General features: G+C 69.8%; 20 protein-coding genes. 9 read left to right on the top strand and 11 right to left on the bottom strand.

The genetic code is table 11. From position 1 onward, the window contains the following. Nucleotides 1-27: 27 nt before the first annotated feature. The 6 genes from sucD to MKK82_RS16135 form a co-directional block, all read right to left on the bottom strand. On the bottom strand, nucleotides 28-918 hold the full coding sequence (gene sucD, locus MKK82_RS16160) for a succinate--CoA ligase subunit alpha (RefSeq protein WP_238286770.1): 891 nt from the start codon (nucleotides 916-918) through the stop codon (nucleotides 28-30). A gap of 16 nt (nucleotides 919-934) precedes the next feature. Continuing rightward, nucleotides 935-2113 (bottom strand): malate--CoA ligase subunit beta, encoded by a 1179-nt coding sequence (locus tag MKK82_RS16155; protein ID WP_238286771.1) that lies wholly within the window; start codon nucleotides 2111-2113, stop codon nucleotides 935-937. 237 nt (nucleotides 2114-2350) lie between these two features. Next, a complete protein-coding gene (gene fchA, locus MKK82_RS16150; RefSeq protein WP_238286772.1) occupies nucleotides 2351-2992 on the bottom strand; it encodes a methenyltetrahydrofolate cyclohydrolase in 642 nt (213 codons plus the stop codon). A gap of 14 nt (nucleotides 2993-3006) precedes the next feature. Continuing rightward, nucleotides 3007-3870, bottom strand: a complete 864-nt coding sequence (locus MKK82_RS16145) for an NADP-dependent methylenetetrahydromethanopterin/methylenetetrahydrofolate dehydrogenase (protein WP_238286773.1) — start codon at nucleotides 3868-3870, stop codon at nucleotides 3007-3009. A 295-nt stretch (nucleotides 3871-4165) separates the two neighbouring features. Then, nucleotides 4166-5110 (bottom strand): D-2-hydroxyacid dehydrogenase, encoded by a 945-nt coding sequence (locus MKK82_RS16140; RefSeq protein WP_238286774.1) that lies wholly within the window; start codon nucleotides 5108-5110, stop codon nucleotides 4166-4168. A gap of 102 nt (nucleotides 5111-5212) precedes the next feature. Next, nucleotides 5213-6421, bottom strand: a complete 1209-nt coding sequence (locus tag MKK82_RS16135; protein ID WP_238286775.1) for an aminotransferase class V-fold PLP-dependent enzyme — start codon at nucleotides 6419-6421, stop codon at nucleotides 5213-5215. 514 nt (nucleotides 6422-6935) lie between these two features. Here MKK82_RS16135 and MKK82_RS16130 point away from each other — a divergent pair. The 3 genes from MKK82_RS16130 to MKK82_RS16120 are packed head-to-tail and all read left to right on the top strand — an operon-like array spanning nucleotide 6936 to nucleotide 9469. Next, nucleotides 6936-7751 carry a UDP-2,3-diacylglucosamine diphosphatase gene (locus MKK82_RS16130; RefSeq protein ID WP_243986262.1) on the top strand — a complete coding sequence of 272 codons (816 nt, stop codon included), beginning with the start codon at nucleotides 6936-6938 and terminating at the stop codon, nucleotides 7749-7751. A 10-nt stretch (nucleotides 7752-7761) separates the two neighbouring features. Further along, nucleotides 7762-8808: a glycosyltransferase family 4 protein gene (locus tag MKK82_RS16125; protein ID WP_238286777.1), complete on the top strand. Its 1047-nt coding sequence runs from the start codon at nucleotides 7762-7764 to the stop codon at nucleotides 8806-8808. Between the two features lie 37 nt (nucleotides 8809-8845). Next, a complete protein-coding gene (locus MKK82_RS16120; protein ID WP_238286778.1) occupies nucleotides 8846-9469 on the top strand; it encodes a ribonuclease HII in 624 nt (207 codons plus the stop codon). Nucleotides 9470-9511: 42 nt separating this feature from the next. On the opposite strand, the gene MKK82_RS16115 is transcribed toward MKK82_RS16120, so the two are convergent. Continuing rightward, a complete protein-coding gene (locus tag MKK82_RS16115; RefSeq protein WP_238286779.1) occupies nucleotides 9512-10627 on the bottom strand; it encodes a PA0069 family radical SAM protein in 1116 nt (371 codons plus the stop codon). Nucleotides 10628-10791: 164 nt separating this feature from the next. Between MKK82_RS16115 and MKK82_RS16110 the strand changes: the two genes are divergently transcribed. Then, nucleotides 10792-11310 carry a hypothetical protein gene (locus tag MKK82_RS16110; protein ID WP_238286780.1) on the top strand — a complete coding sequence of 173 codons (519 nt, stop codon included), beginning with the start codon at nucleotides 10792-10794 and terminating at the stop codon, nucleotides 11308-11310. Nucleotides 11311-11445: 135 nt separating this feature from the next. Then, entirely contained in the window at nucleotides 11446-12894 is a 1449-nt protein-coding gene (locus tag MKK82_RS16105) for an amino acid permease (RefSeq protein ID WP_238286781.1), read from the top strand. Nucleotides 12895-12975: 81 nt separating this feature from the next. On the opposite strand, the gene moaB is transcribed toward MKK82_RS16105, so the two are convergent. After that, nucleotides 12976-13533 carry a molybdenum cofactor biosynthesis protein B gene (moaB, locus tag MKK82_RS16100; RefSeq protein ID WP_238286783.1) on the bottom strand — a complete coding sequence of 186 codons (558 nt, stop codon included), beginning with the start codon at nucleotides 13531-13533 and terminating at the stop codon, nucleotides 12976-12978. 143 nt (nucleotides 13534-13676) lie between these two features. Here moaB and maiA point away from each other — a divergent pair, with 143 nt between their 5' ends. The 4 genes from maiA to MKK82_RS16080 all read left to right on the top strand — a co-directional run bounded on the left by maiA (nucleotide 13677) and on the right by MKK82_RS16080 (nucleotide 16462). Next, nucleotides 13677-14324: a maleylacetoacetate isomerase gene (gene maiA, locus MKK82_RS16095; RefSeq protein WP_238286785.1), complete on the top strand. Its 648-nt coding sequence runs from the start codon at nucleotides 13677-13679 to the stop codon at nucleotides 14322-14324. Between the two features lie 130 nt (nucleotides 14325-14454). Further along, on the top strand, nucleotides 14455-15786 hold the full coding sequence (locus tag MKK82_RS16090; protein WP_238286786.1) for an NAD(P)/FAD-dependent oxidoreductase: 1332 nt from the start codon (nucleotides 14455-14457) through the stop codon (nucleotides 15784-15786). 56 nt (nucleotides 15787-15842) lie between these two features. Further along, nucleotides 15843-16154: an EthD family reductase gene (locus tag MKK82_RS16085; protein ID WP_238286788.1), complete on the top strand. Its 312-nt coding sequence runs from the start codon at nucleotides 15843-15845 to the stop codon at nucleotides 16152-16154. Continuing rightward, nucleotides 16151-16462 carry a hypothetical protein gene (locus tag MKK82_RS16080; RefSeq protein WP_238286790.1) on the top strand — a complete coding sequence of 104 codons (312 nt, stop codon included), beginning with the start codon at nucleotides 16151-16153 and terminating at the stop codon, nucleotides 16460-16462. Before MKK82_RS16085 ends, MKK82_RS16080 begins: the two co-directional genes overlap by 4 nt. 146 nt (nucleotides 16463-16608) lie before the next feature. Here the strand turns inward: MKK82_RS16080 and MKK82_RS16075 are convergent, their stop codons facing one another. From MKK82_RS16075 to MKK82_RS16065, 3 genes are all read right to left on the bottom strand, one after another. Next, nucleotides 16609-19947: an ATP-binding protein gene (locus MKK82_RS16075; protein ID WP_409566809.1), complete on the bottom strand. Its 3339-nt coding sequence runs from the start codon at nucleotides 19945-19947 to the stop codon at nucleotides 16609-16611. 79 nt (nucleotides 19948-20026) lie between these two features. Further along, nucleotides 20027-21298, bottom strand: a complete 1272-nt coding sequence (locus MKK82_RS16070) for an O-antigen ligase family protein (protein ID WP_238286792.1) — start codon at nucleotides 21296-21298, stop codon at nucleotides 20027-20029. A 338-nt stretch (nucleotides 21299-21636) separates the two neighbouring features. After that, nucleotides 21637-22650, bottom strand: coding sequence for a CobW family GTP-binding protein (locus tag MKK82_RS16065; RefSeq protein WP_238286793.1), 1014 nt, complete (start codon nucleotides 22648-22650; stop codon nucleotides 21637-21639). Between the last annotated feature and the right edge of the window lie 56 nt (nucleotides 22651-22706).

The raw sequence follows: 22706 nt of genomic DNA, 5'->3' as shown, positions 1-22706 counted from the left end.
CCCGTACAGGGGAGGGCTGAGATGCGGCTACGCCGCCCGGGCCAGCACGTCGGCCACCGTCTGACCGAAGCTGCCCGGATCCGGCGCCACCGTGAGACCATACGAGCGCATGATCTCGGCCTTCTCGGCGGCGCTGTCGCCGGCCGCCGAGATGATCGCCCCGGCATGGCCCATGCGCCGGCCCTTCGGCGCCGTGAGCCCGGCCACGAAGCCGATCACCGGCTTCGACATGTTCTCGCGGATCCAGGCCGAGGCCTCGGCCTCCTGCGGGCCGCCGATCTCGCCGATCATCAGCACCGCCTCCGTGTCCGGATCGGTCTCGAACAGGGCGAGGTGGTCGAGGAACGACGAGCCGTTGATCGGGTCGCCGCCGATGCCCACCGAGGTCGAGATGCCGAGGCCGAGTTCCTTGAGCTGCGAGGCGGCTTCGTAGCCCAGCGTCCCCGAGCGGGAGATCACCCCGACATTGCCCTGCAGGTAGATGTGGCCGGGCATGATGCCGAGCATCGACTTGCCGGGCGAGATGATGCCCGCGCAGTTCGGGCCGACCACCATCGTCCGCTTCTCCTTGGGGTAGCGGTAGAGGTAGCGCTTCACCCGCATCATGTCCTGGGCCGGGATGCCGTCGGTGATCGAGCAGACCAGACGCAGGCCGGCATCGGCCGCCTCCATGATGGCGTCCGCCGCGAAGGGTGGCGCCACGAAGGTGATCGAGGTGGTGGCCCCGGTCGCCGCCACCGCCTCCTTGACGGTGTTGAACACCGGCAGGCCGAGATGGGTGCGCCCGCCCTTGCCGGGCGTGACGCCGCCGACGACGTTCGAGCCGTATTCCAGCATCTCCTTGGCGTGGAAGGTGCCCTTGTCGCCCGTGATGCCCTGGACGATGATCGGGGTGGTCTCGTCGATGAGAATGCTCATGGCGCGGTCTCCCCTTTCAGTGCTGCGTCTTGGCGGCGGCGCAGGCTTCGACCGCCTTCCTGGCCGCCTCCGACAGGGTGTCGGCGGTGATCAGGTCGAGGCCGCTCTCGGCCAGGATCTTCTTGCCGGCCTCCACGTTCGTGCCGGCGAGGCGGACCACCAGGGGCACGTCGATCTTGACCTCGCGGGCCGCCTGGATGACGCCCTCCGCGACCCAGTCGCAGCGGTTGATGCCGGCGAAGATGTTGACCAGGATCGCCTTGACGTTGCGGTCCGAGAGGACGAGCCGGAAGGCCGTGGCGACCCGCTCCGGGGAGGCACCGCCGCCGACATCCAGGAAGTTCGCCGGCTCGCCGCCCGCGTGCTTGATCATGTCCATGGTGGCCATGGCCAGTCCGGCGCCGTTGACGATGCAGCCGATCTCGCCCTCGAGGCCGATGTAGCTGAGGTTGTGCTCGGCGGCCTGGGCCTCGCGGGGATCGCCCTGGGACGGGTCGTGCATGTCGGCGATGCCCGGCCGGCGGAACATGGCGTTGTCGTCGAAGCTCATCTTGGCATCGAGCGCCAGCACGCGGTCGTCCTTGGTGACGACGAGCGGGTTGATCTCCAGCATGGTGCCGTCGCAGTCGCGGAACGCCCGGTAGGCGTTCATGATGGTCTTCACCGCGGCCGAGACCTGCTTGATGTTGAGCCCGAGCTGGAAGGCGATCTCGCGGGCCTGGAATTGCTGCAGGCCCACCGCCGGCTCGACCACGACCTGGATGAGCGATTCCGGCTCCTTGGCGGCGATCTCCTCGATGTCCATGCCGCCGCGCTGACTGGCGATGACGCGGACGCGCTCGGCCTTCCGGTCGAGGACGTAGCCGAGGTAGAGCTCGCGCTCGAAGGGATCGGCGGTCTCCACGTAGACCCGCTGCACCGGCTTGCCCTCGGGGCCGGTCTGGATGGTGACGAGGCGCTTGCCGAGGAGGTCCTTGGCGGCGTCGCGGACCTCGTTGTAGGTCCGGCACAGCTTGATGCCGCCGGCCTTGCCGCGGGCGCCCGCATGGATCTGAGCCTTCACGGCCCAGAACGAGCCGCCGAGTTCGGTGGCGGCGTAGACCGCCTGATCCGGGCTGAACGCGATGGCGCCTTTGGGGACGGCCACGCCGAAGCTCGCAAGCAGCTCTTTGGCCTGATACTCGTGGACATCCATTCGGCGCCTCCTCCGCGGTTCGTTGCCGCCGTTGATGCGCTGTACTTTAGTTGAGTCGAAAGATTACGCCCGTCAAATTTTTTGATCCGTCGCTTCACGACGACTTTTTCGCAATCGCAACACAGATCGAATTCGATGCTGCAACGCAGCATACTGAAAAACAACGAGGCCGGGGCAAGATGCACCCGGCCTCGACTATCGATGCTTTGCCGGCGCGAGGACCGCGCGCGGCGCGCGTCAGTTCACCTTCGCCTTCACCACCCCGTAGATTCGTTCGGTGAGCGCCCCGGCCTCGGACAGCAGGCCCTCCAGTTCCTTCAGCCGTTCGTCGGCGAAGTCACGGTCCTCCAAGCCCTTCGCGTTGACGTAGACGTTGAGCGCCGCGCTGCGCAGCCCGGCATAGGCCGAGAGCACCGCGACACCCGCATCCGACACGACGTTGAGATTGCCCTTGTCGGCGGTGATCGCCGCAAGGTCGATCACCGCGCGACAGGCGCGACAGCAGGCGAGCGGCACGTCGCAGGCGGTCTTCAGCGCCGCCTGGATCTTCCCGGCGCGTACCGTCTTCTCGTCGTCGGTGGCCTTGGGCAGGCCGTAGGCGCCCATCACGGCGTCGAAGGCCTGCACGTCCTCGCCGATCATGCCGGTGAGCACGACCCGCAGTCCCTCGGACTTGGCCAGCACGTCCTTCAGCTCGGCCTCGACCTCGACGTACTTTTTCTTGCCGATGGTGAGGTTGCAGACCATCGACACCAGGGCCGCGCCCATCGCGCCGGAGATCGCCGCCGCGCCGCCCCCGCCGGGTGTCGGGGCGGCGCTCGCCAGCTCCGTGAGGAAGGTTTGGATGGTCGCGTTCTCAGGCGATTGCGTGTCCGACATGGGCGCCTCTCCGGTCAGGCCATCTTCTTGGCGAGGGCGTAGATCTCCTCGGCGTCGAGCATCTGCTCGGTGCTCTCGAAGAGCTGACCCACGCAGGCCCGGTGGAGCTTGAGCTTCAACCCGCCGATCCCGAGCGCGCCGAACGCCTTCTTGCCGTTGCGGTCCTTGCCCTTGTCCATCACGTCGATGCCGCCGATGCCGGTTGGGGGCTGGGCGTTGTAGTCGGCGACGAACTCGATGGACGATTCCTGCGCCCAGGCGGCCTCGGGCAACAGCTCGACGCCGATGGCGCCGGCGGTGAACACCAGGTTCGTGCCCTTCACGAGGGCGACCCGCGAGGCCTCATCGGGGGTCGCGGCGGCCTTCACCTCGACCTTGAAGCGCTTGTTGATCTGGTCCGCGGCGGCCTGTGTCTTGTCGAGGGCGCGGCCCGCGATCGTCACCTCGGCGCCCTCGCCGGCGAGCAGCGCCGCCGAGCGCATGCCGACCGGGCCGGTGCCCGCCAGCACGACGGCCTTCTTGCCCTGGAGGGAGCCGGCGGCCTTCGCCACCAGCGCCACGCCGGCGGCCGCCGTGGTGTTCGAGCCGTTCGAATCGAGCATGCACGAGACGCGGAACGGGCCGAAGAAGCGCTTCTTGACCGCGGTGAACAGCGCCTCGCCGGCCGCCATGCTGCCGCCGCCGACGAAGATCGCGGTCGACTTCTTCTCGGAGCCGCCGCGGGTGTAGATCGTCCCGTCCACGAGCGCGCCGACGTTGTCGGGGTTCACGCCGCCATATCCGGTGATGTGATCGGCACCGCCGTCGTAGCCGACCACCGTGTCGAACACGTTCGGCACCGCATCGGTATCGAAGAGGAACAGCAGCTTCTTCGTCATCTCTTTTCGGACCTTTCCGTGGCGCCTGCGTAGCGCCGTCGTGGTGTCTTCCGATCCGTTCCCGATCTTGAGGGAAGCGGAGATATCCAATGCGGGGACCCGATCCGCGCCTCCCCCGCCCTCACCTGCGGGAGAGGGCGGCGCGCGAAGCGGGTCCAGGAGCGGGGAGCCACGGTGCAGAACGGGCACCGGCCTTCACGTCTGCGCGTCCGTCTTCGGAGGCCGGATTCCCCTCGCCCGGCCCCTGCTCACGCAGGGGTCGGCCGCCCTCGCAGAGGGGAGGGCGAATGGCGCTTCAGCTCTCGACCACGTTCTGCGGCTTGCCGGCCACGAAGGCCTCGACGTTGTCGACGAGCTGATCGGCCAGGATCTGCATCGCCTCCTTGCTCGCCCAGGCCACGTGCGGGGTGACGATCAGGTTCGGCAGGTCGGCCTCGCACAGGATGTTGCCGTCCTTGGGCGGCTCCTGGGCCACCACGTCGAAGCCGGCGCCCGCGATGGTGCCGTCCTTGAGCGCCGCGAGCAGGGCCGCCTCGTCCACGAGCCCGCCCCGGGCCGTGTTGATGAGGATGGCGCTCTTCTTCATCTTCTTGAGCTCGGCGGCGCCGATCATCCCCTTTGTGTCGGGGGTCAGCGGCACGTGCAGGGTGATCACGTCGGACTGCGTCAGGATCGTCTCGAAGTCGACGAGCCCGTCCTGCGGGAAGACGTCGAAGGCTAGGACTTTCATGCCCAGCGCCTCGGCGCGCTTGGCGATGGACTTGCCCAGCGCGCCGTAGCCGACGATGCCGAGCGTCGAGCCGGCGATGTCGTAGATCGGATAGTCGAAGTAGCAGAACTGCGTGGACTTCGCCCAGTCGCCGCGCCGCACCGAGTTGGCGTACGGCACGATCGCCCGGCGCAGGGCGAACATCAGCCCGACCACGTGCTCCGGCACGGTGTTGAACGCGTAGTTGCGGATGTTGACGACCGTGATGCCCTGCGCCTTGGCCTGGGCCTTGTCGACCACGTCGGTGCCGGTGGCCGCGACCGCGATCAGCTTCAGGTCGGGGAGCTGCTTCAGGGTCTCGGCCCGCATCGGGACCTTGTTGATCAGCGCGATCTCGGCCCCCTTCAGGCGGGAGACCGTGTCCTCCGGCGTCCAGGTCGAGTCATGCTCGACGTATTCGTGCGGGAAATTGAACGGCCGGACCGTCGCGTCGAGGGACTCGCGATCCAGGAATACGATCTTCTTTGTCATAGATCCCCTCTCGGACGAAGGCGGTTTCCTCGGGATTCTTGTTCTTACTTGTCCGCCGGGGCGGAACCGGCAACCCGGCCCCGTCCCGGCGGCGCGAACGGATCACGCCTTGTGAAGCGGATTCTCGCGCAGGTAGCTGGAGGCGGCGGCGACGCCCGACCCCGGCGTGACCTTCACGCCGCAGTCGATGAGCGCCATCTCGGCACCCGCGATGGCGCCGAGCAGCGACAGCTCGTTCAGGTCGCCGATATGGCCGATCCGGAACACCTTGCCGGCAACCTTGGACAGGCCGCTGCCGAGGGACAGGTTGTAGCGCGCGTAGGCGTGGTTGATGACCTTGACGGCGTCGACGCCCTCCGGAACCAGGATGGCCGTGACCGTGTCGGAGTTCCACTTCGGCTCCTTGGCGCAGGGCTTGAGGCCCCAGGCCGCGACGGCCTGACGGGTCGCCTCGCCGAGCACGTGATGGCGGTGGTAGATGTTCTCCAGCCCCTCCTCCTTCACGATCTCAAGGGCCTCGCGCAGGCCGTAGAGCAGCGGCAGAGCGGGCGTGTAGGGGAAGTAGCCGGTCGCGTTGGTGGTGAGCTGGTCCTTCCAGGCGAAGTAGACGTGCCCGAGCCGGTCGTTGCGTCCGGCGCCGCCCTCGGCGACCTTGAGCGCCTTGGGGCTGATGCAGATCAGGCCGAGGCCGGCCGGCAGCATGAAGCCCTTCTGCGAGCCCGCGATGGCGCAGTCGACCTTCCACTCGTCCATCTTGAACGGCAGCGAGCCGATCGACGAGATGCCGTCGACGAACAGCAGCGCCGGGTGGCCGGCGGCGTCCATCGCCTTGCGCACCGCGCCGATGTCGCTGGTGACGCCGGTGGCGGTCTCATTATGGACGACCATCACGGCCTTGATCTTGTGATCCTTGTCGGCCCGCAGGGCCTCCTCGATCTTCTGGGGATCGGCGCCGGTGCCCCACTCCTCGTCCTGCACGATGACCTCGAGGCCGAGGCGCTGGGCCATGTCGACCCACAGGTGGCTGAACTGGCCGTAGCGGGCGGTCAGCACCGTGTCGCCGCGGCACAGGGTGTTGGAGAGGGCCGACTCCCAGATGCCGGTGCCCGAGGACGGGAACAGGATCACCGTCCCGTTGGTCGAGCCGAACACCATCTTCACGTCCTGGAAGAGGGGCTTCACCAACTCGGGGAAGCTCGGCGAGCGATGGTCCTCGGACGGCACGTGCATCGCGCGCAACACCCGGTCCGGGATGTTGGTGGGGCCCGGGATGAACAGGTGGTTGCGACCGGGGCGACGGGTGGCGGCCATGATGTTTCCTCCGAATAGTCGTCTGTGCGCGGGCTTGGCTCGCGCCGGGTTGTCCAAGCGTCGTCGGGAGTCGGTCGGGCATCGGCGGAAGCGGCTCGCGCCGCGCACCCTCGAACGCCTTCCAGTGCCGTGGATCGGGGGGCGTCACGGAGCGGCAGGCGGCCTCGCGCCGCTCGCGTCGCGGCACGCCCCCGCGCACCGGTCGCCTCCGAATTGCCGTCCCGTTCAACGGCCCCAGGGCCGTCCTCGCCGCCTTCCTGTGTACGCCCGACCCAGCGCATGCCGAGCCGTGAGTTCCTGGTATTATGAGGCGGCGTAGTTCGAAAGGAAAACCGGAAAAACTTCCGGAACTTGGCAAAAAAATTTTTTGTGCAGCGCAGCGATGGCGATCGCCGGTTGAGAACCGTCGCGGCGACGCACGTGTATCCGGACCGGACGCGCAGCGCGCGTCATCAAACTGAGACATGATCGCGCACAGGCTTCCGGCACCGTACAGCCGCCGGGAGAGGATGCCGTGGCCGAGGTTGAGGAGATGCCGGTCCGCGTGCGGACTCTGTTCCTGTCCGATCTGCATCTCGGCACGCGTGGCTGCCAGGCCGGCCTGCTGCTCTCGTTCCTGAGGGATTACGACGCCGACACAATCTACCTCGTCGGCGACATCGTGGACGGCTGGCAGCTGCGTTCCGGCTGGTACTGGCCGCAGGATCACAACGACGTCGTCCAGAAGCTCCTGCGCAAGGTCCGCAAGGGCGCGCGGATCGTCTACCTGCCCGGCAACCACGACGAGTTCCTGCGCGACTACGTGGGCACGAGCTTCGGCGGCATTGAACTCGCCGAGACCGCGATCCACCAGGCTGCGGACGGGCGCCGCTACCTCGTGATCCACGGCGACCAGTTCGACATGGTGGTGCGCCATTCGCCCTGGCTCGCCCATCTGGGCGACGGCGCCTACACGCTGGCGCTGACCCTCAACACGGTCATCAACCGGGCGCGGCGCCGGCTCGGGCTGTCCTACTGTTCGCTCTCCGCCTGGGCGAAGCTGCGGGTGAAGAACGCCGTCAGCTTCATCGGCCGGTTCGAGACGATCCTGGCCGAGGAAGCCCGCCGCCAGGGCGCCGACGGCGTGATCTGCGGGCATATCCACCACGCGGCCGACCGGTCGATCGGCGACCTGCGCTACCTCAACACCGGCGATTGGGTGGAATCCTGCACCGGGTTGGTGGAGCATTACGACGGCCGCCTCGAGGTGCTGCACTACCCGAGTGTCCTGCGGGCCCGCGCGGCCGAGGCGGAGCCGCAGGCGCTGCCGGGCCGGCGCGCGGTGGCGTGAGGGGGCCGGCGTGAAGCTCCTCATCGCCAGCGACGCGTACCACCCCCAGGTCAACGGCGTGGTGCGATCCCTGGAACAGATGGTCCGCCGCGCGCCCGAGCACGGCTTCGAGACGGCGCTGCTCACGGTGGCGGACTTCCGCTCGCTGCCCCTGCCCGGCTACCCCGAGATCCGCTTGGCGTATGCCGGCCGGGAGCGGGTGGCGGCGCGCTGGAGAGCGGAACGGCCGAGCCACGTCCACATCGCCACCGAGGGCCCGGTGGGTCTGGCCGCCCGGCGCCACTGCCTCGCCCACGGCCTGCCCTTCACCACGAGCTACCACACGCGGTTTCCCGAGTACCTGGCCGCCCGCGCGCCGGTGCCGGAGGCGTGGTCCTATGCCTACCTGCGCCGCTTCCACAGCGCCGCCCGGGGCACGATGGTCAGCACGGCCTCGCTCCAGGACGAACTCTCCGCCCGAGGCTTCCCCCGGCTGATGCGCTGGACCCGCGGGGTCGACACTGGCCGGTTCCGGCCCGCCGATCCCGGGGCTCCGGTGCCGGCGGAGCTCGCCGCTCTGCCGCGGCCGCTCTTCCTGTATGTCGGGCGGCTGGCGGTGGAGAAGAACGTCGCGGCCTTCCTCAGCCTCGACCTGCCCGGCACGAAGGTCATGGTCGGTGACGGACCGGACCGGGCACGGCTGCAGGCCCTCGCGCCCGGAGCCCGGTTCCTCGGCACCCGCACCGGACCCGCCCTCTCGGCCCTCTACGCCGCCTGCGACGTCTTCGTGTTCCCGAGCCTCACCGACACGTTCGGCATCGTGCTCCTGGAGGCCCTGGCCAGCGGCCTGCCGGTGGCGGCCTTCCCGGTGCCCGGGCCCAACGACGTGGTCGGCGGCACCCGGGTGGGCTGCCTCGATCGCGACCTGCGGGCCGCGGCGCTGGCCGCCCTCGCCCTGTCGCGGACCGAGTGCCGCGCCGAAGCCCTGCGCTGCGGCTGGGACGTGAGCGCGCGGCAGTTCTTCGGCAACATCATCGCGGCGCATCGCGGCGAGCGGGAAGACCGGGACGCGGCCTGACCGGTGACGGCGCCCGCGCGGGGTGGCAGGAGGGAGTATGCCGCCCGTCCGGAAGCCAGCCGCCACGACCCTGCCGTTCGACCCGGCTCGCGCGACCGATTACCCCGCGGTGATCGGCTGCGACGAGGTCGGCCGCGGCGCGCTCTGCGGGCCGGTGGTGGTGGCCGCGGTCTGGTTCGACCCCGCGGCGATCCCGCCGGACCTGCTCGGCACCCTCGACGACAGCAAGCGGGTGCCCGAGCCGGTCCGCATGCGGCTGGCACCACTGATCCGCGCCCATGGGCGCGTCGCCGTGGCGGCGGGATCCCGGGCGCTGATCGACCGGATCAACATCCGCGCCGCGACGCTGGACGCCATGGGGCGCGCGGTCGCCCGCCTGGGGATCACGGCCCCGGTGCTGGTGGATGGGCGGGATGCCCTGCCCGGCCTGTCGGGCCGCGCGGTGGTCGGGGGCGACCGGCTGGTGCCGCAGATCGCCGCCGCCTCGATCGTCGCCAAGGTGTTTCGCGACGACCTGATGCGGTGCTTGGCTGCGCGTCATCCCGGCTACGGCTGGGAGCGCAATGTCGGCTACGGGACGGCGGTTCACCGGGCCGGCCTGATGAAGCTGGGCCGCAGCCCGCATCACCGGCTCAGCTTCACCCGGGGGTTCGGGCCTTAGAGCCCGCCCCGAACGACTCGCGGGGGACCTGGAGCCGGCGGATCAGAGCAGCGTCAGCTGCGCCCCCGGCCTGCGGAACGCAGTCCGGTCCAGCTCCATCCGCCCGAAGGCGAAGCCGAGGCGGGTGCCGGCGAGCCTGACCCGCTGGCCGATCATCGCCGCGTAGGGGCCCTCCCCGCGGAAGCGGTGACCGAAGCGGGGATCGTTCTCGCGGCCGCCGCGCGCCTGCGTCAGGAGCCCGAAGGCACGGTCCTTCCGCTCGGGATAATGCTCGGAGAACCAGTCGGCCATGAGGTCGGCGACCTCGCCCGGCAGCCGCAGCAGCGCGTGACCGATCCGGCCCGCGCCGCTCTCCCGGGCGCGGCTCAGGATCGTCTCGATCTCGTGGTCGGTCAGACCCGGGATGATCGGCGAGATGTTGACCATCACGGGCACGCCCGCCTCGCTGAGGCGACGCATCGCGGCGAGCCGCTTCTCCGGCCGCGGCGCGCGGGGATCGAGTCGCCGGGCAAGGTCCGGATCCAGGGTCGGAAGCGAGAGCGCGACGAGCACGAGGTTCCGCGCGGCCATCTCGGCGAGGATGTCGAGGTCGCGCAGCACGAGGTCGGACTTGGTGGTGATCCCGACGGGATGGCGCGCCTCCCGCAGCACCTCGAGCACGCCGCGGGTGATGCGATGCTCGCGCTCGGCCGGCTGATAGGGGTCGGTGGCGGTGCCGAGGGCGATCGTCTCCGCACGATAGCTCGGCGCCGCGAGTTCGCGGGCGAGGAGCCGGGGCGCGTCGGGCTTGGCGACGATCCGCGACTCGAAATCGAGCCCCGGCGACAGGCCGAGCCACGCATGGGTCGGGCGGGCATAGCAGTAGATGCAGCCGTGCTCGCAGCCGCGATAGGGGTTGATCGAGCGGTCGAACGGGATGTCCGGCGAGGTGTTGCGGGCGATGATCCGGGCGGATCGTTCCGGGGTGACCTGCGTGCGCAAGGCGAGCGGTTCATCGGATTCCCAGGTGGAATCGTGGAACGCCTCCCGCTCGGCCGCCTCGAAGCGGCCGGCCGGGTTGGCGGTCGCCCCGCGTCCGCGCCGCGCGCCCGCCGGTGGTGTACTGGTGCCGAGCCGCGCCGAGGCGTCGGGTCTCGATCCGTCCCCTGGCCGCACCATGACGAGTCGCTCCTGTCCCCCGACGGGAACATAGAGCGAACGCAGAGCGCATGCGACGCTCTTTTTTGAGGCAATCCACGTCTGAGCGCGCTCCTCGGTCACACCAGCGCCTTCCGGAGACGGATCAACGGTTTACGGCCGCGCAAAATCGTCTATGCGCGCTCATGCTCTCCGCGGTGACCTATCTGGCCGACCCGGCCGATCCGGACGCGATCGATCGTCTGGCCGACACGCTCAGCGTGCTCGTCTCCGGCGTGGCCGGCGGCCTGATCGGCGACGCCGTGATCGTGACGGGCCGGGAGAGCGAGGCGGTCACGGCCGTGGCGGAGGCCACCGGCGCCACCCTCGTCCTTCATCGGGACGGCAATCCCTACGCGGCGGGTGCGGCCGCGGCCCGCCGGGACTGGGTCCTCTGCCTGGAAGCTGGCGACGTCCTCGGCGAGGGCTGGATCCGCACCCTCGACCGCTTCGTCGGGACCGCCCGCCCGGAGATCGGCCTCGGACGCCTGCACCGACCGGCCGCCGGCTGGCGCCGCCGCCTCGTCGGTGGGATCGAGGTCCTGGCCGGTGCCCGGCAGGCCCGGGCTGGAGACGTCGTGCGGCGGGCGGCGCTGCGGGCCGGGAACGCCTTCGCGCCTCGCCTCAGGATCAGGCCGCTGATCGCGCGGATCGACCGGGCCTGATCGGCAGAATCTATCCGTGTCGCTCGTTGTTGTCGGACATTCCTCCTCTACAACACCCCGTTCAGGGAGGAAGATTTGCCGTCTTCTCGCCTGCGAGCGGACGCTGACCTGATCCCAGCCTGGAAGGATTGCCCAATGGATTCGTCAGGCCTGATGGGTCGGAAGTCGGTCGACGACATCCTTGAGAGCGGCGAGGGCGAGCAGCAGCTCTCGAAAACGTTGGGCGCCCTCTCGATCACCGCCATGGGGGTCGGCGCGATCATCGGCGCCGGCATCTTCGTCCTCACCGGCACGGCGGCGGCGCAATATGCCGGGCCGGGGATCATGCTGTCCTTCGTGCTCGGCGGCATCGCCTGCGCCTTCGTGGGCCTGTGCTACTCCGAGATGGCGGCGCTGATCCCGGTGGCGGGATCGAGCTACACCTACACCTACGCGACCCTCGGTGAGTTCTTCGCGTGGCTGATCGGCTGGGACCTGATCCTCGAATACGCCATGGGCGCGGCCACGGTGGCGGTGGGCTGGTCCGGCTACGTCACCAGCATCCTGAAGGACGTCGGGATCGTGATCCCGGCTCAGTTCGCCCACGCGCCCGGCACGCCGATCGACGGTGGGGGCACCGCCCTGTTCAACCTGCCGGCGGTGCTGATCGTGGCCCTGATCACGATGCTGCTGATGCGCGGCACCAAGGAATCGGCGCGCTTCAACAACATCATGGTGGCGGTGAAGCTCACCGTGGTGGTGGCCTTCATCGCGCTGGGCTGGGGCCATGTCGACTCGGCGAACTGGCACCCGCTGATCCCCGACAACCACGGAACGTTCGGAGAATTCGGCTACAGCGGCATCCTGCGCGGCGCCGGCGTGGTGTTCTTCGCCTTCATCGGCTTCGACGCGGTCTCGACCGCGGCCCAGGAAGCGCGCCGCCCCCAGAAGGACATGCCGATCGGCATCCTGGGCTCGCTCGCCGTCTGCACGATCCTGTACGTGCTGGTGGCCGCCGTTCTCACCGGCCTCGTCCCCTACAAGGACCTGAACGTGCCCGATCCGATCGCCAAGGGCGTCGACGCGATCGGCATCGGCTGGTTCTCGATCGCGATCAAGCTCGGCGCGCTCACCGGCCTGACGACGGTGATCCTCGTGCTGCTCTACGGACAGAGCCGGATCTTCTTCACCATGGCGAGTGACGGCCTGCTGCCGAAGATGTTCTCGCAGGTCCACCCGACCTACCAGACGCCCTACCGCAGCCAAGCGCTCATCGGGGCGCTGGTCGCCCTCGTGGCGGCCCTGGTGCCGATCAACATCCTGGGCGAGATGGTCAGCATCGGGACCCTGGCCGCCTTCATCCTGGTCTGCGGCTCGGTGATCTACCTGCGCCGCACCGACCGTCACATGAAGCGCCCGTTCCGCGTCCCCGCCGTGCCGGTGGTGCCGATTCTCGGCATTCTGCTCTGCCTGCTGCTGATGATCGGCCTGCCCCTCGATACGTGGCTGCGGCTGGTGATCTGGATGGCGGTCGGGCTGGCCGTGTACTTCTTCTACGGCCGCAAGCACTCGGTGCTGCGCCGCAAGGAGGGGAATGCGGCGTAGCGCCGTTCGATGCGCGAAGTCCCCGGCCGTATCGGGTGCGGCTCTACCGCGACGATCTGGGAGTGACGGCGTCGCGATCCTTCACACCGACACGCTCGCCCCGCGCCGCAGGTGCTCGTCGAGCCGCGGCATGATCTCCACGAAGTTGCAGGGCCGGTGCCTGTAGTCGAGTTGCTGGGCCAGGATGCCGTCCCAGGCGTCCCGGCAGGCCCCGGGGGAGCCCGGCAGCACGAACACGTAGGTCGCCCGCGCCACCCCCGCGGTGGCGCGGGATTGCAGCGTCGAGGTGCCGATCTTGTCGTACGAGATCCGATGGAAGACGGCCGAGAACCCGTCCATGCGCTTCTCGAACAGCGGCTCCAGTGCCTCCGGCGTCACGTCACGGCCGGTGAAGCCCGTGCCGCCGGTGGTGATCACGACATCGACGTCCGGGTCACGCAGCCACGCATCCACCTGACCGCGGATCGCCGGGATCTCGTCCGGCACGATCGCCCGGCCCGAGAGACGGTGCCCCGCCTCGATGAGGCGCTGGCTCAGCGTGTCCCCCGAACGGTCGTCCTCCGGGCGGCGGGTATCCGACACGGTGAGGACCGCGATGTTGAGGGGAATGAAGCTGCGCGGGGCGGTCTGGTCGGCCATCGTTCGGGGTCTCCGGGTCACGGCCTCGATATGGGCCGGCCGGTTCCGGTTGTCGCCCCCACGGGCGCCTCCGAGGCCCCGCCCCTTGCGGCGCGACGCAAACTCGGCTGTGCTCCCCCGACCTCGCCGGAGACCCTTCCCCCATGCACATGTACGGCAACTGGCGCTCGGCCGCGGCCTTCCGGGTGCGGATCGCCTTGAAGCTGAAGGGCATCGCCTTCGAGGAGACCTTCATCGACCTCGACGCGGGCGACCAGCACGAGCCGGAGTTTCGCAAGATCAATCCGCAGGGCGCGGTGCCGGCGCTGTTCGACGGCGACGGGCCGCCGCTCACCCAATCGCTCGCCATCCTCGACTATCTGGAAGAGACGAGGGGCGGCGTGCGTCTCCTGCCCGAGGAGCCCCGGGCCCGGGCGCGGGCGCGTTCCCTGGCGCAGGTGGTCGCCTGCGACACCCATCCCCTCTACGTCCCCCGGGTGCGCACCTTCCTGATGGAGCAGTACGGCCTGCCCCGGGAGCGGATGCTGGACTTCCTGCGCAACGCCTTCGAGACCGGGCTCAAGACCCTGGAGACGCGGCTCGGCACGGAACCGGGGACCGGCCGGTTCTGCCAGGGGGATGCGGTGAGCCACGCCGACCTCTGCCTTGTCAGCCTCTGGGTCGGCACCGGCATCTTCGGAATCGATACGGCACCCTACCCCCATGTGGCGCGGATCGCCGAAGCCTGCCTCGCCCTGCCCGAGGTCGCCGAGGCACACCCGTTGCGTCAGCCCGGCGCCCCGGGCGTCTGATCGCTTTGTCGCGCCGGGCCCGCGCCTTCTGGTAGCGGGTGCCCCCGGCAGGCAGATGTGGCAATCGGACACCCGGTGTGTGTAAGCAGGCCGGCGTTTCAATCCCGGTTCGGGGGCAGAAAGAGTGTCGATGGTACCCGTCGAGAACGAGTCCGGCCTGCATCGCGTCGTCGTGGTCGGTGGCGGCGCCGCCGGGCTCCAGTTGGTGACGAAGCTCGGAGACAAGCTCGGCCGCGGTAAGCGTGCGCACGTCACGCTGGTCGACCGCGCGCGCACCCACATCTGGAAGCCCCTGCTCCACGAGGTCGCGGCCGGCAGCCTCGACGTCGGCCATCACGCGGTGGATTACCTGCACCACGCCCACACCCACGGCTTCCGCTACCGGATCGGGCGGATGACCGGACTCGACCGGGAGGGGCGCACCATCCAGCTCGCGGCGAGCCACGACGCCGAGGGGCGCGAGGTCACGCCCGAGCGCTCCGTCCCCTACGACACCCTGGTGATGGCGGTGGGCTCCACAACCAACGATTTCGGCACGCCGGGCGTCGCCGAGCACGCCATCGCCCTCGATACCCAGGACCAGGCGGTGCGCTTCCACCAGCGCCTCGTGAACGCCTCCCTGCGGGCCCATACCCAGGACGGACCGGTCCGGCCTGGCCAGCTTCACGTCACGGTGATCGGTGCCGGCGCCACCGGCACCGAGCTCGCCGCCGAATTGCACCGGACCCTGCGCCACGTCGTCTCCACCGGCCTCGACAGGATCGACCCGGGCAAGGATATCCGCATCACCCTCGTGGAAGCGGCCGACCGGATCCTGCCGGCGGTGCCGCAGCGCCTCTCGTCCGAGGTGATGCAGCTCCTCAACAAGATCGGCGTCGACGTGCGCGTGAAGGCACGGGTGACCGAGGTCCGCGCCGACGGCGTCCAGCTCGCTGACGGCACATTCGTCCCGTCGGAGCTGGTCGTCTGGGCGGCCGGCGTGAAGGCGCCGCCGTTCCTGCAGGGCATCGGCGGTCTGGAGACCACCCGGACCAACCAGCTCGTGGTCACCCCGACCCTGCAGACCACCCGCGACCCCGACATCTTCGCGCTCGGCGACTGCGCCTACTTGGTCGAGGCGGGATCCGACACCCCGGTGCCGCCGCGCGCCCAGGCCGCCCACCAGCAGGCCAGCCATCTCATCGGCCAGATCCAGGCCAAGATCGACGGCAAGCCGCTGAAAGCCTTCAAGTACAAGGATTTCGGTTCGCTGGTGTCGCTCGGCGAGTACTCGACCGTGGGCAGCCTGATGGGCTTCGTGCGCGGCAAGAACATGCTGATCGCCGGCCTGTTCGCCCGGATGATGTACCGCTCGCTCTACAAGATGCACGAGCAGGCGCTGCACGGGACCGCCAAGACGGCGCTCGACACCCTGGCGCGCGCGCTCACCCGCCGCACCGAGCCGCGGGTGAAGCTGCACTAGCTCTCACGGCGCGCTGCGATCGCGGGCGCCCGGGCGACCCACATGAAGGAGATCACATGATCCTGGTAAGCGTGATGTACCCCGCCGGCCCGAGCTTCGACATGGGCTACTATCTCGGCCACCACATGCCGCTGGTGCGGGAGCGCTGGTCCTCGCTGGGCCTGCACGACGCGAAGGTGATCAAGGGCACCGGCACCCCGGACGGCGGAGCCGCTCCGTTCCAGGTGATGGCGCTGCTGACCTTCGAATCGGTGGACGCCTTCAAGAAGGCCGTGGCCGCCCACGGCGAGGAGATCTTCGCCGACATCCCGAACTTCACCCAGGCGCAGGCCCAGGTGCAGATCAACGACTTCGCGGAAAACCCGTGATCGACATCGTCAAAGCCGTGCAGGAGGCGGATCTCAGCCTGGGCAGCTACGTCATCGTGCTGCGGGGTGATTCCCGCGCCCTCGACGGTCCGGAGCGGCTCACGCCGGACGCACAGGCCTGGATTGCGCAGAACGCTCCTGGCGGCCGCGTCGCCCGCGTGCGGATCCAGCTCGCCCCCTATCCGGGGGCGGTGCCGGCCGAGCGCGAGGTGACTGTGGCGGCCTTCGCGGACGCCCGGGAACTCGCCGCCTTCGCCACGACCTGGACGGTGGATCCGCTACCGGAGGATTCCGAGGAACCGGTCTGATCGGGCTGCTCCGTTCGTCCCCGCTCTCCTAAAGGGCGGCGCCCCCCTTGAGGGCGTCCTCCGCCTCGCTTCGGCGCCGCGGGGGGATCGAAGCACCGGAACCCGGCGCACGCGCCGGGTTCCGGACCATCCCGTCGAGGCGCCGCTCAGGCCGCCCGTAACTGCCGGATCGCCCGCAGGGCCGTCGCCCGTTGCACCTCCAGGCGCCGGATCAGCGGCATCAGGTCGGCGCCTGCATGGGCGGCGGCCTCGACCTCCCGGCACAGGCTCGACAGCCCGACGAAGCCGAGGAGCCCGGCGGCCGCCACCAGGGCGTGGGCGTCGTGGGCGATCTGAAGCCGGTCGGTCTCCGTCGGACGGAACCGCTCCGACAGCTCGTTGGCCAGGAGATCGAGGAGTGCGGCCACCCGGTCCGCGCCGAAGCTCGCCCTCATCTCGGTAAGCACGGCGGCGTCGAGGACGGCGGAATCAACCTCCGGGACGCGGCAGGCTTCCTCCGCTCGCGTCGGACGACGTGCCCCGGGGGCGGTCCAGCGGCTGATCGTGGCGAACAGGTCGGCCCGGCGGAACGGCTTGCCGACATGATCGTCCATCCCGGCCTCGCGCAGCTCCTCGATCTGCGCCGGGAGGACGTTGGCGGTCATGGCGACGATCGGGATGTCGCAGGCCGGGGGCGCCAGGGCGCGGATGCGGCGGGTGGCCGTCAGGCCGTCGACGCGGGGCATCTGCACGTCCATCAGCACGAGGTCGTAGGCGCGGCCCGAAGCCACGGATGTTCCGACCGCCGTGATCGCCTCGGCGCCGTCGCCCGCCACGTCCACCGCGTAGCCCTGCGATTCCAGCACCGCGCAGGCGAGTTCCTGGTTGAGCGGCACATCCTCCACGAGCAGCAAGCGGAGTCGCGGCGCGGGAGCGGGCTCAGGACCGGACGCCGGCGCCGGCGACCGCAGCGGCGCCGTGCCGGTCTCCTCCACCGGGGCGCCGTGCGTGCCGACGGTCTCGGCGCTCCGCGGGAGGACGAGGCGGAACCAGAAGGTTGATCCCTCGCCCTCGCGGCTCTCCACGCCGATCTCGCCGCCCATCAGGGTCACGAGGTGCCGCGATATGGCCAGCCCGAGCCCGGTACCGCCGAAGCGCCGGCTGATGGAGCCGTCCACTTGGCTGAAGCGCTTGAACAGGCGGTCCTGCTGCGTCGGCGCGATGCCGATGCCGGTATCGGTCACGGCGAAGCGCACGATGTCACCCGGGTTGCCGTCGGGGGCGATGCCCTGGCCCTCCCGCTCCACGATCACCGTGACGGAGCCCTCGGAGGTGAACTTCACGGCGTTGTTCAGCAGGTTGAGCAGGACCTGCCGCAACCGGCTGGCATCGCCGACCACGAAGTTCGGGAGCGCCGGATCGATCCGGGCCCCGATGGTGAGGCCGCTCCGGAGTGCGCTCCCCCGGACGATCGACACCGTGGCGTCCACCGTGGAGACCAGCGGAAACGACACCGGATCGAGGACCAGTTCGCCGGCCTCGATCTTCGAGAAATCGAGGATGTCGTTGACGACGGTGAGCAGGGCCGCCCCGGAGCTCTGGATCAGTTCCAGGCGTCGCCGATCCTCGTTCTGGATCGCGCCCTCCTCGAGGAGCAGGTCGGCGTAGCCCAGGATGCCGTTCAAGGGCGTGCGGATCTCGTGACTCATCGCGGCCAGGAACTCGCTCTTGGCCTCGCTCGCCCGCTCCGCCTCGGCGCGGGCCGCCTCCGCGTCGAAGGTGGCGGCCCGCAGAGCCGCTTCGGCCGACTTGCGCTCGGTGATGTCGAGGTGGAGGCCGACCATGCTCTGCGGCTGACCCTCGGCGCCGGAGAGCGTGCGGCCGCGAGCGTACAGCCAGCGGCCGCCCACGCGGAACTCCGCCGTGTAGGGCGTGGAGGTCTCGACCGCGCGCCGGATCTCGTTCCAGACGTCCGAGACGTCGTCGGGATGCAGGAGTGCCGTCCACTCGGCGGCGGTGACGGCGCGGGGTGCGTCGGATTCCGGCAACCCGTGCATGCGCGCGCTCTCCGGGCTGAGCGTGGCGAGTCCGGTGCGCATGTCCCAATCCCAGGTGCCGGCCTCCGCGGCGTCCAGGGCGATCCCCAACAATCCGCGGGCTTCCTCGACGGCGAGGCGCGCGGTCACGATGTCGTCCACGTCGAGGGCGGTGCCGAGCCACTCCGCCACGGCGCCGTCCGCGGCATCGAGGCGGATCGGAATCAGCGAGATCTTGTGCCACCGGAAGACGCCGTCGTGGCGCCGGATCCGCCACTGGCCGCTGAAGCCCGTGCCGGTCTCGACCGCGCGGTTCCAGGCCGCCTCCATGGCGGCGGCATCCTCCGGATGGTTGCGGGCGAGGCGTTCGGCCCGCTCCGGTCCGAGCGCCCCGTAATAGGCGTGGAACTGCGCGTTGGCGTAGGTCGCCCGCCCGTCGCCGACCCGCATGGTCCAGACCAGGAGCGGCAGCGTCTCGGCCAGGCCCCGGTAGCGCAGCTCGCTCCGGCGCACCTCGTCCTCGGCGCGCCGCCGCTCGGTGACGTCGATGAGCACGCCGACGAGGCCGGCCGCCGCGCCCTCCCCCCGGCACAGGCCCCGGACGACCACGTCGCGGATGGCGCCGTCGGGCCGCAGGAGCCGCGCCTCGAAGTCGAAGCTGGCGCGGCGGGCGACGGCATCGGCGACGATCGCTTCCAGGCGGGCCCGGTCGTCGGGATGGTAGATCAGCGCGAAATCCGCGAGGCAGGGCGGCGGCGACCGCGGGTCGCGGCCCGCGATGGCGTAGAGGCTGGCCGACCACACCGGCTGGCCGTCGGAGAGCTCCACGCGCCAGTTGCCGATATGAGCGAGCTGCTCGGCCATGGTCAGCTGGTGGTTGGCCGCCTCCTGGGCCTTCGCGCGGGCGTTGATCTCGCGGTGCTGCTCGCGGATCAGGGCCTCGCGGATCGTCGCCTGTGCGATCTCGCGATCCCGGCGCGCGTTGGCCTCGGTGAGCCGAAGGTGGGCAAGGACGACCTCGGCGAGATCGCGGAAGGCGGCCACTTCGGCCTCCGAGAGCCCGGCGCGGGGCTCCGGATCGATCAGGCAGAAGGTGCCGATCCGCAGCCCGGGCCGCAGGCTGAGCGGCAGGCCCGCGTAGAAGCGGAAGCCGTTCTCGGCGGTGACCCCCGGCAGGCCGCGGAAGCGCGGGTCGGTCCGGGCGTCGGAGACGACCAGAAGGGCGTCGCTGCGGATGGTGTGATGGCAGATGCCGTTCTCGCGCGGGATCGCCCCCGGCACGTCGATGCAGGGGGTCTTGGGCCACAGCTCGGTGTCGTCGATGAAAGCGACCAGGGCGCTGCGCACGCCGAACAAGCGGCGGGCGGTGCGGCAGACCGCGTCGAAATGCGGCTCGGGCGCCGTCCCGAGGATGCCCACGGCGTTGAGAGCGGCGAGCCGGTCCCCCTCCCTATCCGGCTGTCTCGTCACGATCCGTCTCCGGGTGGGCATGCGCCGAGCGGTGTTCGCCTCCGCGGCGGGGGAGCGATGGCGCGGCTGGGCCCGGGTTTCAAGCGTCACCGACCTGCGGCGGCGGCGCGCGCAGCCGCGCCGCCTCCAGAGCCCAGACCATGCCGAGCATCATGTAGACGTGACGCCACTTCTCGATGTCGATCTGGAAGGCCTGCAGGAAGAACATCAGCAGCGCCGGCCACACGATCTGCGCGTGCGCCCGGACCGGCGACGGTCGCGCCAGCAGCCGGAAGCCGACGACGCCCGTGGTCAGCACGAGGCCGATGAACACCGCGCCGCCGAGCCAGCCGCCGTTGGCGAAGGAGCCGATGTAGGAATTGTGCGGCTCCAGCCCAAAGACCAGGCGCCAGTGCATCGGCCCCATCCCGAACGGGCGCTCCAGCAGCATCGCGAGGCCGCGCAGCTGATTGCCGAAGCGGCCGGTCTCGCCCTGGTCGTAGTCCTGCGCCAGGGACGCACGGATCTCGAACATCTTGCGCACGTGGTCGACCGAGAGCAGGGCGATCACCGCGACCGTGCCGAGCACGAGGGTCGCGACGGTCAGGAGCACGATCCGGCGGCGCAGGCGCAGCGAGGTGCTGCCCGCGTAGACCGACCCCACCATCAGCAGCACCGCGACGACGCTCCCCGCCCAGGAGCCCCGCGAGAACGACAGGAAGATGCCCGCCACGATGATCAGCAGGCCGACGAGCGCCGCCAGGGGCCGCCGCGCGGTGCCGGTGAGCAGGCCGTGCATCAGGTAGAGGGCGCCGAGCGTCAGGAACGAGCCGAACACGTTCGGATCCTGGAAGGTGCCGGAGGCCCGGTCGTACTTGTAGAAGAGGTCCTCGATCCCGAGCCACTGCAGGTAGCCGACGATGCCGAGCGCGGCCGAGAACACGCAGCTCGCCGTGTAGGCCTTCAGCGCCAGTTCCATCCGGGCGTGCGTGTCGTCCGCGAAGAACATGGCGAAGAAGATGCAGGTGACCGCGAGGTAGATCAGCTGGACCGTCCAGGTGACCGGGAAGTCCTCGTTCAGGTACGGGAGCAGCCCCATGACGATCGCCGCCAGGTAGACGAGCAGGAGCGCGAGCAGCGGCACCATCCCGCGGTGCAGCCGCACTCCGAGGCAGAGCCACAGCAGGATCGTCGGCAGCGCCACCGCGTCGTAGGGCGACGTCTCGGAGAACGCGAAGCAGGCGAAGAAGATAAAGGCCGCGAACAGCACCTTCGCCAGGCCCTGGACGGCCGCGAGGAGCGGGATGCCGCGCGGGATTCCATCCGTCAGCCCGGAGGGAACCGGGATTCCGGGCGCTGCGGTATGGGCCATGATACGCGGGCTCCGCAGGCCGGAGACGCGGGCCCGCAGCCGCTAGACTGACCGGGAATGGTTGAGAATCGACTTCGGGGGCGAACCGGGAGCCTCTTCGATTGCGACGTTAGCATCCCCGAGCCCTCACGCGTCGCCCTCCCCCGCGTGCGCGGGTGACCCGATGGGCGCCCTCGGCGCCAGCAGGGGTCGGGAGACGGGAACCCGGGTCCAGGCAGAAGCGGAGCCTTCAACGCAGGGCAGAGCCCTGTCCTGCACCGTGGCTCCCCCGGCTTGCTACGCAGGTCCTTCGCCCCCGCAGGGAGGGGCGGGAGAGCCGCGCCCTGCCCCTCCACGCCTCACACCCGGCAGCTCTCGAAACCCTCCCGGATCGCCGCCTCGTCGAGGTTTCGGCCGATGAACACCACCCGGGAGACCCTCTCCTCATCCGGCTTCCAGTCGCCCTGAACGTCCCCGTCGAGGATCATGTGCACGCCCTGGAAGACGAAGCGCTTCGGCTCGTTCGGGAAGGCCACGATCCCCTTGCAGCGCAGGATGTCGGGGCCCTGGACCTGGGTCAGGTTCGAGATCCACGGCATGAACTTCTCGGGATCGACTTCTCCCTCGATCCGCGCCGAGATCGAGCGGATGTCCGAATCGTGATGGTGGTGGTGCCCCTCCTCCAGGAAGTCGGGCTCGACGTCGAGGATGCGGTCGAGGTCGAAGGCGTTGCGCTCCAGCACGGCCTCGAGGGGTACCGCGCAGTTCTGGGTGCGGTGGAGCTTGGCCAGCGGGTTGATGGTGCGGATCTCGGCCTCGACCCGGTCGAGGTCGGCCGGCGCCACGAGGTCGCTCTTGTTGAGCAGGATCACGTCCGCGAAGGCGATCTGGTTCTTCGCCTCGGGAGCGTCTTTCAGGCGGGCGGAGAGCCACTTGGCGTCGGCCACCGTCACCACCGCGTCGAGGCGGGCGGCCTCGCCCACGTCCTGGTCGACGAAGAAGGTCTGGGCCACGGGCGCCGGGTCGGCGAGGCCGGTGGTCTCGACGATGATCGCGTCGAACTTGCCGCGGCGCTTCACCAGCCCGTCCATGATGCGGATCAGGTCGCCGCGTACCGTGCAGCAGACGCACCCGTTGTTCATCTCGAACACTTCCTCGTCGGCGCCGACGACGAGATCGTTGTCGATGCCGATCTCGCCGAACTCGTTGACGATCACGGCGTAGCGCTTGCCGTGGTTCTCGGTGAGGATCCGGTTGAGGAGCGTGGTCTTGCCGGCGCCGAGGTAGCCGGTCAGCACGGTCACGGGGATCTTGCCGGCGGTCGATCCAGCAAGTGATGCCCCTTGGGCAGAGGCGGCGCTCGTATCGGTCATGACGGGTTCTTCGTGGCGGAGAGGATCGGGCAGGCCGTGTCAGGCGAGGCACGCCC

It is taken from the genome of Methylobacterium sp. E-046 (assembly GCF_022829625.1).
GTDB lineage: Bacteria > Pseudomonadota > Alphaproteobacteria > Rhizobiales > Beijerinckiaceae > Methylobacterium > Methylobacterium longum.
This window is presented reverse-complemented; position numbering and strand designations above follow the sequence as displayed.

Excerpts from the sequence above, each read along its gene's own strand:
- sucD (WP_238286770.1), bottom strand. The coding sequence starts at position 918 with ATGAGCATTCTCATCGACGAGACCACCCCGATCATCGTCCAGGGCATC.
- MKK82_RS16155 (WP_238286771.1), bottom strand. The coding sequence starts at position 2,113 with ATGGATGTCCACGAGTATCAGGCCAAAGAGCTGCTTGCGAGCTTCGGC.
- fchA (WP_238286772.1), bottom strand. The coding sequence starts at position 2,992 with ATGTCGGACACGCAATCGCCTGAGAACGCGACCATCCAAACCTTCCTC.
- MKK82_RS16145 (WP_238286773.1), bottom strand. The coding sequence starts at position 3,870 with ATGACGAAGAAGCTGCTGTTCCTCTTCGATACCGATGCGGTGCCGAAC.
- MKK82_RS16140 (WP_238286774.1), bottom strand. The coding sequence starts at position 5,110 with ATGACAAAGAAGATCGTATTCCTGGATCGCGAGTCCCTCGACGCGACG.
- MKK82_RS16135 (WP_238286775.1), bottom strand. The coding sequence starts at position 6,421 with ATGGCCGCCACCCGTCGCCCCGGTCGCAACCACCTGTTCATCCCGGGC.
- MKK82_RS16120 (WP_238286778.1), top strand. The coding sequence starts at position 8,846 with ATGCCGCCCGTCCGGAAGCCAGCCGCCACGACCCTGCCGTTCGACCCG.
- MKK82_RS16115 (WP_238286779.1), bottom strand. The coding sequence starts at position 10,627 with ATGGTGCGGCCAGGGGACGGATCGAGACCCGACGCCTCGGCGCGGCTC.
- MKK82_RS16110 (WP_238286780.1), top strand. The coding sequence starts at position 10,792 with ATGCTCTCCGCGGTGACCTATCTGGCCGACCCGGCCGATCCGGACGCG.
- MKK82_RS16105 (WP_238286781.1), top strand. The coding sequence starts at position 11,446 with ATGGATTCGTCAGGCCTGATGGGTCGGAAGTCGGTCGACGACATCCTT.
- moaB (WP_238286783.1), bottom strand. The coding sequence starts at position 13,533 with ATGGCCGACCAGACCGCCCCGCGCAGCTTCATTCCCCTCAACATCGCG.
- maiA (WP_238286785.1), top strand. The coding sequence starts at position 13,677 with ATGCACATGTACGGCAACTGGCGCTCGGCCGCGGCCTTCCGGGTGCGG.
- MKK82_RS16090 (WP_238286786.1), top strand. The coding sequence starts at position 14,455 with ATGGTACCCGTCGAGAACGAGTCCGGCCTGCATCGCGTCGTCGTGGTC.
- MKK82_RS16085 (WP_238286788.1), top strand. The coding sequence starts at position 15,843 with ATGATCCTGGTAAGCGTGATGTACCCCGCCGGCCCGAGCTTCGACATG.
- MKK82_RS16070 (WP_238286792.1), bottom strand. The coding sequence starts at position 21,298 with ATGGCCCATACCGCAGCGCCCGGAATCCCGGTTCCCTCCGGGCTGACG.
- MKK82_RS16065 (WP_238286793.1), bottom strand. The coding sequence starts at position 22,650 with ATGACCGATACGAGCGCCGCCTCTGCCCAAGGGGCATCACTTGCTGGA.